We start from the raw sequence: 9,969 nt of genomic DNA on the forward strand, positions 1-9,969 counted from the left end.
ATGCTGGGCATGGAGACTAGTGCTGGTTCCCCAACCGTGCTCGTGGTGGACGACGACCCAGACGTGCTTTCTTCGCTGCAACGCGGGCTGCGCCTCTCCGGCTTCTCAGTGGTCACCGCCGACAATGGCGCCGCCGCCCTCTCCGCAGTGCACCAGCAGCACCCGGACGCCTTGATCTTGGACATGAACATGCCCGGCCTCGACGGGGTGAGCGTGGTGACGGCGCTGCGGGCGATGGGCGACGACATCCCGATCTGCGTGCTTTCCGCCCGCAGCTCGGTCGGGGACCGGATCGAAGGGCTCGAAGCCGGGGCCGACGACTACCTCACGAAGCCGTTCGTGCTCGGCGAGCTCATCGCGCGCGTCAAAGCCTTGCTGCGCAGGCCTTCCACGACGAGCCGCGCCGCCCCGACCGTCGAGTACGGGGTCATCCATGTGGACTACCTGGGGGTGGACATCCCCGGCAGGCGGGTGACGGTGGACGACGAGTCGATCGAGCTGACCAAACGCGAGTTCGAGCTGCTCGCCGCGCTCGCCGAGAACACCGGCGTGGTGCTCTCGCGCACCGAACTGCTCGAGAGGGTGTGGGGCTACGACTTCGCGGCGGACACGAACGTCGTCGACGTGTTCGTCGGCTATTTGCGCAAGAAACTCGAACTCAAAGGCAGGCACCGGCTCATCCACACGGTGCGCGGCTACGGCTTCGTGCTCCGGGCCGGTCAGTAAAGCCCTCGCTCGATGACTGATCCGGACGACACAACCGCGCGCGCGTCAGGCGACGACGCGCGCCATGTGGCGGAGGAGACGCATGCGCGCACGGTCCCGCCCGGCGACGAGCCCCACCACGCGGCCCACCGCAAGCGGGGCCGCCTGGACCGGTGGTGGCGCGCGGGCGCGAAACGACTGCTCCTCAGCCGCCGCCGCTCCCCTTCCCTTCGCGCGCAAGTGGCCTTGTCCTCGGGGATCGGCACGTTCTTCATCGTGACCGTGGTCGCGATCCCGCTCTGGATGCTCATCACGGACTTCAATTTCAACCAGGCCGACGCCCGGCTCCAACGGCTGACCACCGTCGTGCAGGGCCCGGTCTCACGGCGCGAAACCCCCGACGCCGGGCTCGACTTCACCATCCGCACCTCCGGCCTCAGTTTCAGCCGAGGAGCCACAGCCCCGGACCTTCCGGCAGGATCGTTGGTCACCGCGCAGATCGACGGCCGCCTGTATCGCGTGTACACCGTGATCTTCGGGCCGACCGACCAGAACAAACTGGCGGTGGCCGAGCTGCTCGAACCGACCTTGAAGCACATTGACGAGCAGCATCGGGTGATTGTGGTGGTGGGGTTCGCCGCAGTGGTGGCGGGCGGGGTGCTGGGCTGGCTGCTGGGCGGGTTCGCCGTGCGCCCGCTGCGCGAGCTGGCCACCGCCACCCGGCAGGTGACCTCCTCCGGCGGCGTGGGCGAGCCCCCCCACGTCACCGGGGCCCGCGAGGTCGAAGCCATCGCCGAAGCCATGCGCGCCATGCTCGCGCGCATCGGCGAGGAACGCACCACCAGCGACGCCGCCCTGGCCACCGCCCGCGACTTCGCCCTGCTCTCCGCCCACGAACTGCGCACCCCCCTGACCGCCATGCGCACGAACCTCGAAGTCCTCAACATCCACAACCTCCCCCAAGACGACCGCCAAGAAATCGTCGGCGACGTCCTGCGCACCCAACGCCGCGTCGAAGAAACCCTCTCCGCCCTCGAACACCTCGCCGCCCACGAGCTCAACACCGACGACGACTACGCCGACGTCAACCTCAACGACCTGCTCGACCAAGCCGTCGTGGACGCCGCGCGCGCCAACCCCGACGTCGCCATCCGCCTCGTCGCCAACGAACCCCTCCACGCCCGAGCCGTCCGCGCGGGCCTGCGCCTCGCCGTCGACAACGCCATCACCAACGCCATCCGCCACGGCAACGCCACCCGCGTCCACGTCACCCTCGCCACCGCCGAACACCACCCCGACGACGCCCCCGCCATCACCATCACCATCGACGACAACGGCTGCGGGGTCCCCGAAAAACAACGCGACATCGTCTTCCGCCGCTTCGTGCGCGGCACCACCGCCAAAGGACCCGGCTCCGGCCTCGGCATGGCCCTCATCGCCCAACAAGCCCAAATCCACCACGGCAACGCCACCCTCACCACCTCCCCCCAAGGCGGAGCCAGACTCACCATCACCATCCCCCAACAACAACCCACACACACCGCCCACACCAAAGACGACACGGTTTAGGTAACGCTCTGGCAACGGCGCTTCGATCTTCTCAGCCAAAAATGAGAGACTACGTGGGCAACCAGGCAGACCGCTGACATCCGCGCGCTGATACCGCGCCACGAACGAAGGAGCATCCGATGAGCCAAGAGGCAGGCCTTGCCCGATTCAACGAGTTGAACAAGCCAGCCTTGCTCCGGGTCCTGCTGGAGGTCTGCCAATCCCCCGCCTGGCGCAACGACCTCTGCGACAACCGCCCGTACCCGGACGTCGACTCCCTGCTGGAGTCTTCGGACAAATTTCTCGCCGACATCACCGAGATCGAGCTCGAGGAATCCCTCATCAACCATCCCCGGATCGGCGCGAAGAACGCCGGTCCGCGCTCCGCCCGGGAACAGTCCCGGTTCGCGAGCACGATCGACGAGGCCGCGTTCGCGGAGTTCGCCGCGCTCAACCAGCAGTACGAGGACAAATTCGGGTACCTCTTCCTGATCGCCGCCGAAGGACGTTCTGCGGCCGAGATCATGGACGTCCTCAAAGGCCGGCTCAAAAACGACGTCGCGACCGAACGAGGCGTCATGCGGGTCGAGCTCGCGAAAATCAACCGCCTTCGCCTGCAACAACTTCTTTCCGAGGACGTTTTCACCGTCTCGAGCAATCCGCACGTCGTCTGAGCGGACGACACGGCGCGGATGACACTGAGGAAATGACACGGATCAGGAGGTGTCTCGGCAGATGACGACCCTTTCCAGCCATGTGCTGGACACCGCGACCGGCGCCCCGGCCCGGGGCTTGCGCGTCGAGCTGCTCGACGCGCGCCGCGTCGTTTTGGCGCAAGCAACCACAGACGACGACGGTCGGGTCAAGGGCCTCGGCCCAGAACTCGTCCCCGGCGATTACACCGTGGTCTTCCACACCTCGGACTACTTCCAATCCCAAGGCCAAGTCGGCTTCTACCCCAAAGTCACCGTGGAATTCCACGTGGCTGGCGATCCCCACTACCACGTCCCGCTGCTGCTCTCGCCGTACGGCTACAGCACCTACCGGGGAAGCTGAGCGACACTCCCCCAATAACTGAAGAGCCCAACAACTGCAGGGCTTTTCTCCTCTTTTGAGGAATAATATTTCTTAAAAAGGGCTTTTGCTTTTTCGGATTTGGTTTCTTCTCAGACCCTGTTTCGCCAGGAGGCGGTGGGCGGCGCCAGGCTTGTGCTCGGAGCCTGGCGGGCGGCCGCTCCAGGTCGGGGCGTTCGCACGAAGGACACCCCGGGGCGGTCGGGCCGCGCAGCCGCGCGTTCCGCATCCCGAATGTTTCATGTGAAACATTCCGGTTCGCTCAGGACGAGGCGCCGACAAGAAGGGGGCGCAGCCGGGCTTCTTCCACAAGTTCCGCCAAGGCTTCTTCCACGCTCGCCCGCCACAGGAGTCCCGTGCCGCCGAGTTCCAGACGCAACCGGGGGTAATGACGATGGGCGGCCGCGACGGAGAACCCGGCTGCTTTGAAAAATTCTGACGGGTTCACGCACCGCTTCGTGTCTTCGTCCGCGTCCGCCTCGTCTTCGCGGCCAAATGCTTCCACTGCTCGAACGCCGCGGCTGGCGAGGTCGGCGATGCTCGCAAGAAGCAGGGGGGTGGCGACCTCGTCGAAATCGTGCCCGTCTTCCACGCCCGCGTAGGTGATCAGCACGGCGTCCGGGCTCACTGGGGCCGTGGGGAACTCCTCCACGCGGGAAACCATCCCCGGCGGCGCGTAACAAATCTGTCCGACGCCCCGTTCTTGTTCTCCTTCGCCGACAACGGCGAGTTGTCCGCAGGGCCCCCACTGCAAGAGGACGGAAGAAAGCCATGCCTCTTTCTCGAACCGGGCGTCCATTCCCCCGCCGATTTGATCGCCGGTTTTCGAGTCGAATTCCCAGAACAGGCATTGCTGCGCGTGCTTGGGCAACAAGGCAGAGCGCTCGAGGGTCAATGGGACAACCCTGACGTGCGTCTCAAACGGCTCTCGGCTCATTCACCACTCCCGTTGGACCGGATGGCCGCCGTCTGAGACAGGGGCGATCTGGTCTGCGATGCGTTCGAGGTCGGCCACGGAACCGAACTCTATGACAATTCTGCCCTTTTTCGCGGTCAGACCGACCTGCACGGTCGTGTCCAAGGCGAGGGAGAGCCGGTCTGCGACTATCGCGAGCTCTTCCGGAGGGGCCGCTTTCGCCCTTCCTCGCGGTTTCGTCCTCGTTTTGTGGCTGGACAACGTGACTGCTTCTTCGACGGCTCGAACGGAAAGCCCTTCGGCGATAATGCGGGAGGCGAGGTCTTCCTGAGCTTCTGTGTGACCGTCCAGGCCGAGCAAAGCCCTGGCATGTCCGGCGGACAGCACGCCCGCGGCGACTTTGCGCTGCACCCCGACCGGGAGGCGGAGCAGCCGCAACGTGTTGGAGACCAGCGAACGCGAACGACCGAGACGTTCGGCCAATTGCTCGTGCGTCGCGCCGAAATCTTCGAGGAGCTGCTGGTAGGCGGCGGCCTCCTCAAGGGGGTTCAGCTGTGCCCGATGAATGTTCTCCAGAAGCGCGTCCCGGAGCAAATCGTCGTCCGCCGTGTGTTTGACGATCGCGGGGATCTTCGCGAGCCCCGCCGCTTTGGTCGCTCGCAGACGACGTTCGCCGACGACCAGCTGGTAACGGCCGAGGGACGTCGGGCGCACGACCACCGGTTGCAGCAGGCCGAACTCTCGGATGGAGTGCGTCAGCTCGGTCAACGCCTCCTCGTCGAACACCTGCCTCGGCTGCTGCGGGTTCGGTTCGATCTGCTCGACGTCGATTTCCTGGTAGGAAGCCAGTTGGCCATCTGCAGTAAAAGGGCGGCTGCCAGGCGGGATCAGGACGTCTGCGGCGGAGTCGCCGAGCTTCGGACCCGAACCTTGCCCGGTCGGGATAAGGGCGGCGAGCCCTTTGCCCAATCCGCCTTTGCGCTGATTCGACATGTCACCTCTCCTCGGTCTGTGCTCGAAGCGCGATCTCCCGCGAGGCTTCGAAATAGGACTGCGCGCCTTGCGAGCCTGGGTCGTAGTCCAGGACGGATTGCCCGTAGCCCGGAGCCTCTGCCACCTTGACGTTGCGGGGGATCACCGACTCCAGCACGACGTCGCCGAAATGCTCGCGCACTTCGACGGAGACATCGTCCGCGAGCCGGGTTCGCCGGTCGTACATGGTCAGCAAAACCGTGCTCACGGTGAGGGCGGGGTTCAAGCCTGATCGGATGAGCTCGATATTCCCGAGCAGCTGGGCCAATCCCTCGAGCGCGTAATACTCGCATTGGATGGGTATCAGGACTTCGCGAGCGGCGACCAGTGCGTTCACCGTGAGCAGTCCGAGCGAGGGCGGACAGTCCACGAACACATAATCGTATTGGCCGCATTTGTGCCCGATCTCCTGGGCGAGCCGATGCTCGCGAGCGGGCAACGACACGAGTTCGATCTCCGCGCCGGCCAGGTCGATGGTCGCCGGGACAACGGAAAGCCTCGGGTGGCTCTTGCTCGGGACGACCACCTGCTCGAGCGGCAGTTCGCCCAGCAACAATTGGTAGCTCGAAGCCGTTCCCGCTGGATGCGCGACCCCGAGGGCCGTGCTCGCATTGCCCTGCGGGTCCAGATCGACCACCAGAACGGACAAACCCTGCATCGACATGGCCGCGGCGACATTCACCGTCGTCGTTGTCTTGCCAACCCCGCCTTTTTGATTCGCGACCGCGAAAACGCGGCATCCCTGCCCAGGTCGGGGCAGGGGAGGGGCGGAGGCGTGACGGAGGGCGGCCGCCTGCTTGGAAGCCGCGGCAAGAGGGGTGTCCTCCCATTCGCCGGTTTCTGCTTCGTGCGCAGCCCCGAATGTTTCATGTGAAACATTCGGGGGAGCGGCGACGGCGTCCCTCGACCACGGAGACGGGGCGTCGGGTTCAGTCACGCTCGCGCCTCCGTCTGGTCCCGCCGGCCGGTTCGGCGATTTTTCGCAGCACCACCACCGTCGCGTTGATTCTGGGGCCTTCGCCCCCGTCGTCCCGGCCACACATTTTGATCTCTCCCTCGTCGAAGCCGATATCGCGCAGGACGCGAGCCGTCCGGGACAACTCGTCCTGGGCGGTTCGCCCTTTCACCGCCAAGAGGCAGCCTCCTATGGGGAGCAGTGGACTCGACCACCGTGCGAGTGTATCCAATGCCGCCACGGCGCGCGAGAGCACCACCGGAATCGGGGCGAGGTGCTCCCTGGCTTCCGCGCTCTCCGCCCGCGCCCGGAGAACCCCGACATCGAGGCTCGTGCCTCGAAGGAACTGCTGCACAGGATCAACCCGCCTGGCCAGGGGCTCGACCAAGGTCAATCGAACATCTGATCGAGCGATTGCGATGGGAATGCCCGGCAAACCAGCGCCGCTGCCGAGGTCGGCGGCGTGCGCTCCCGCCGGGATGAGCTCTGCGACAGCAGCCGAATTCAAAATATGGCGCTCCCACAACCGCTCCGCCTCCCGAGGACCGATGAGCCCGGCGGCCACACCGACGTCGGCAAGCCATTCAGCGTAAGCCAACGCCACTGGGGCGCGGTCGCCAAAAACAGCCGCCAGGGTCTCCTCGGAAGGAAGGTCGGTCATATGCAAGTCCTCCCAGCTGCGGAAATCGCCACGCGGACTTCCGAATTAGTTGGCAGCGGGCGCGGATTCGGGGAGCACCACCACGTAACGGTTCGGCTCTTCGCCTTCGCTTTCGCTCCGAGCGCCGGGAACCGAGGTCACAGCGTCGTGGACGACTTTGCGCTCGAACGGGGACATCGGCGTCAGCGCGACCCGTTGTCCGCTGTTCACCGCGTCCGCGGCGGCTTTGAGCCCGACTTCGTGCAGATCGTCTTTGCGCTGCGCACGCCATTTCGCGATGTCGAGCATCAGCCAGCTCCGCTGGCCGGTCTGCTGTTGCACGGTCAGGCGGGTCAAAGTTTGCAGCGCGTCCAAAACCTCGCCTTGTTTGCCGACCAATTTCTGCAGGTCCCTGCCGCCTTCCAGGCTCACGGCGGCGCGTCCGCCGACCACGTCCAGATCCAGGTCGCCGTCGTAGTCCAACAGATCGAGCAAATGCTCGAGGTAGTCCCCGGCGATTTCGCCCTCTTCCACGAGAAGGTTCTCCGGATCAGGCCCCTCAGCGGCGGATTCTGTCTGCTCCTGGGCGGTTTCCAGCTCTGTTTCTGTCTCTGTCATGTCGTTCTTGCACCTTTCTCGAAGAATATGGTTGCGCGCGTCCCGTCATCCGGCCGAGGTCACTCGTCCTCGGAGTCCGAAGACGCTTGCGTCTGCGACTTTTTGCGCACAGGCTTGACCCCTGGCTTTGGAGCGTTCGCGGCTCGGCGTTGGATGGCTTGGAGTTTTTTCTCCTCGTCTTCCTGGTCGATCTTGCGGAAGACCAAGTGTTGCTGGCCATACGTCCATGCGTTGTTGCTCACCCAGTATAGAAGGAGCGCGATGGGGCTCGCCCAACCGAAAATCAGCACGCCGAGCGGGAAAACCCACAACGACATGACTCTCATCATCGCTGCTTGAGGCTGTTCGGCGACATCTGCGGGCTGGCGGGAGAGGGACGCGCGCGAGTTCATGTGGGTCGCGACAGAGGCGATGATCATCAGTGGCACCGCGACCAAGGCGATCTGCCAGCGCTGGAACTCCACTGCGGACCCGGCTCGGATGAACGCGTCAAAACTTGCGGCGGGCTCCAGAATGTAACTGGACAGCGGAACGCCGAAGAAACGCGACTCCAAGAAGCTCTGCACGTCGGCGGGGGAGAAGACGTAGTTGCTCGTGTTGCGGTTCTGCTCCGGGGTCAAGCTTCCACCGCCGGAGAAAAACGCGCCCGCGGTGCGGTTGAAGCTCGACAGAACGTGGTAAAGACCGATGAAGACGGGGATTTGCAACAACATCGGCAGGCAGCCCAGAAGCGGGTTGAACCCATGCTCTTGCTGGAGTTTCTGCATTTCCAGCGCTTGCCGCTGGCGGTCTTTGCCGTATTTGGCCTGAATCGCCTTCATCTGCGGTTGCAGCTCTTGCATTTTCCGCATGAACCGGATCTGACGGACGGCGGGCGCGTAGAGGAGGGCGCGTATGGTGCACACCAAAGCCACCACCGACAACGCCCAGGCGAATCCTGACTTCGGGCCCAGGACTTGGCTGAAGACCCAATGCCAAACCCAAAGCACTCCAGAGACGGGGTAATAGACGAAGTCCAGCATTAGCGGGGCGCTCCTTCATAAACATGTGCCGGGCAGGCATGTCGGACGGGGACTGGGTCGAAACCGCCGGCGCTCCACGGGCCGCAGCGCAGCAGCCGCCATGCGGCGAGGCCCAAGCCTGCGGCGAGGCCTCGATTCGTCAGCGCGTCGATCGTGTATTCGCTGCAGCTCGGCACGAATCGGCAGGCGGGCGGTCGGCCGGGGGATATGTATGTGCGGTACCAACCGATCATCCGGACGAAGAACCTGGTCACGATGGCCCTTTCTCTTCCGCCGTTGCGGGCGCGAGTTTTCGCAGAGCCGACCGCAACTGGCTCTCCAGCTCTGCGACTTCGGCTCCTGCGGCTGCGGGCAGAGCTCGGACGACCAATCGCGAGCTCTGCGGCACGAGCGCCAGCAGCTCTCCGAGCGCGGCGCGCAAACGGCGGCTGACTCGTTTGCGGGTGACGGACCCGCCGACCTGTTTGCCGACGACGAGCCCGATCCTCGGCGCGCACGGCTCGGCGACCGGGCAACCCGCGCGTTTCTCCGACCGGGCCGACAGAAAGTGAACCACGACATCGCCACGACCGACACGTCGCCCGGAGCGGACTGTTTCGGCGAAGTCACGCCGATTGCGCATACGGTTGTGGGACGGCAGCATCGAAGCATCCTTTTTCGATCAACCCGAGCCGGTCAACCCCTGCCGATCAGCTCGATCTCCGGGGCAATCCCGCCGACGAGGTCGACTCGCCGTGTCCGGCTGCGTCGCTGCGATCCGGGTTGCTGCGATCCGGGATAGTCCGTCGAGCCTTCAGGGCCGGCGACGGATCAGGCGGAAATGCGCACGCGGCCCTTGGCGCGACGCGAAGCCAGCACAGCACGGCCCGCCCGGGTGCGCATCCGCACCCGGAAGCCGCTCACCTTCGCGCGGCGGCGGTTGTTCGGCTGGAAGGTCCTTTTCCCTTTCGCCATATCTTTCCTCGCATTCGCTCTGGCCCCGTGTTGCGGGCCTGTTCTTGAGTCATGGGCGCCGTCGGCGGGACCGCATGGGCCTTGCACCGAGGGCTGGCGTCACAGAGCAGCCTGGGAAACCGCGACAAACGGTCAGACCAGTTTCGACAAGCCCTCGATGAACATCGGGACAACGATACCTGCTCACGTGCCGGATGGGAAATTTCCCGGGGCCCGCCGACCTGGCTCACCTGAGGAAAACCCCACCGCTCAGAAAAAAGGGCCGCTGAGCAGAACGGCTCCGCGAACGGCTGGCGGGCTTCCCATTTGCTTGCTACTGTGCTTCGAAGCGTTTTTCCCGTCAGAGCCCGAACCCCCCGCCGCGGATGATCGGAAGGCTTCCTGTACAGTGACGAACACCATACAAAATGCCATCGCCGTGTTAGCATCACACCTCCTGTCGGAGGAACGTGGGCCGCCCTGAAGATTCGGGGCCGACTTGCGGGCTCGCCCGCAGCCCGCTATA

General features: G+C 64.9%; 13 protein-coding genes. 4 read left to right on the forward strand and 9 right to left on the reverse strand.

Translation table 11 applies throughout. The features are described 5' to 3' along the window. The 4 genes from SROT_RS15325 to uraH all read left to right on the forward strand — a co-directional run bounded on the left by SROT_RS15325 (position 1) and on the right by uraH (position 3,309). A complete protein-coding gene (locus SROT_RS15325) occupies positions 1-726 on the forward strand; it encodes a response regulator transcription factor (protein ID WP_083777896.1) in 726 nt (241 codons plus the stop codon). A gap of 12 nt (positions 727-738) precedes the next feature. Next, positions 739-2,274: a sensor histidine kinase gene (locus tag SROT_RS15330; RefSeq protein ID WP_013139935.1), complete on the forward strand. Its 1,536-nt coding sequence runs from the start codon at positions 739-741 to the stop codon at positions 2,272-2,274. Between the two features lie 119 nt (positions 2,275-2,393). Then, entirely contained in the window at positions 2,394-2,927 is a 534-nt protein-coding gene (locus SROT_RS15335) for a 2-oxo-4-hydroxy-4-carboxy-5-ureidoimidazoline decarboxylase (RefSeq protein WP_013139936.1), read from the forward strand. Between the two features lie 61 nt (positions 2,928-2,988). Further along, positions 2,989-3,309, forward strand: coding sequence for a hydroxyisourate hydrolase (gene uraH / locus SROT_RS15340; RefSeq protein ID WP_013139937.1), 321 nt, complete (start codon positions 2,989-2,991; stop codon positions 3,307-3,309). Between the two features lie 280 nt (positions 3,310-3,589). Here the strand turns inward: uraH and SROT_RS15345 are convergent, their stop codons facing one another. The 9 genes from SROT_RS15345 to rpmH all read right to left on the reverse strand — a co-directional run bounded on the left by SROT_RS15345 (position 3,590) and on the right by rpmH (position 9,464). Beyond that, entirely contained in the window at positions 3,590-4,264 is a 675-nt protein-coding gene (locus SROT_RS15345) for a hypothetical protein (protein WP_013139938.1), read from the reverse strand. Continuing rightward, on the reverse strand, positions 4,265-5,236 hold the full coding sequence (locus tag SROT_RS15350; protein ID WP_013139939.1) for a ParB/RepB/Spo0J family partition protein: 972 nt from the start codon (positions 5,234-5,236) through the stop codon (positions 4,265-4,267). A 1-nt stretch (position 5,237) separates the two neighbouring features. Continuing rightward, a complete protein-coding gene (locus SROT_RS15355; protein ID WP_013139940.1) occupies positions 5,238-6,212 on the reverse strand; it encodes a ParA family protein in 975 nt (324 codons plus the stop codon). Further along, the gene (gene rsmG / locus SROT_RS15360) at positions 6,205-6,891 is read right to left on the reverse strand and encodes a 16S rRNA (guanine(527)-N(7))-methyltransferase RsmG (RefSeq protein ID WP_013139941.1); all 687 of its coding nucleotides are present in this window, start codon (positions 6,889-6,891) and stop codon (positions 6,205-6,207) included. The genes SROT_RS15355 and rsmG overlap by 8 nt, the downstream gene beginning before the upstream one ends. 45 nt (positions 6,892-6,936) lie before the next feature. Next, complete coding sequence (locus SROT_RS15365) at positions 6,937-7,488, reverse strand: Jag family protein (RefSeq protein ID WP_013139942.1); 552 nt, start codon at positions 7,486-7,488, stop codon at positions 6,937-6,939. A 59-nt stretch (positions 7,489-7,547) separates the two neighbouring features. Further along, the gene (gene yidC, locus SROT_RS15370; RefSeq protein WP_013139943.1) at positions 7,548-8,510 is read right to left on the reverse strand and encodes a membrane protein insertase YidC; all 963 of its coding nucleotides are present in this window, start codon (positions 8,508-8,510) and stop codon (positions 7,548-7,550) included. Further along, a complete protein-coding gene (gene yidD, locus SROT_RS15375) occupies positions 8,510-8,764 on the reverse strand; it encodes a membrane protein insertion efficiency factor YidD (protein WP_013139944.1) in 255 nt (84 codons plus the stop codon). Before yidD ends, yidC begins: the two co-directional genes overlap by 1 nt. Beyond that, the gene (gene rnpA, locus SROT_RS15380; protein ID WP_013139945.1) at positions 8,761-9,153 is read right to left on the reverse strand and encodes a ribonuclease P protein component; all 393 of its coding nucleotides are present in this window, start codon (positions 9,151-9,153) and stop codon (positions 8,761-8,763) included. Before rnpA ends, yidD begins: the two co-directional genes overlap by 4 nt. A 167-nt stretch (positions 9,154-9,320) precedes the next feature. Beyond that, on the reverse strand, positions 9,321-9,464 hold the full coding sequence (gene rpmH / locus SROT_RS15385) for a 50S ribosomal protein L34 (protein ID WP_013139946.1): 144 nt from the start codon (positions 9,462-9,464) through the stop codon (positions 9,321-9,323). Positions 9,465-9,969 lie beyond the last annotated feature (505 nt).

This window comes from Segniliparus rotundus DSM 44985 (assembly GCF_000092825.1).
GTDB classification, from domain to species: Bacteria; Actinomycetota; Actinomycetes; order Mycobacteriales; family Mycobacteriaceae; genus Segniliparus; species Segniliparus rotundus.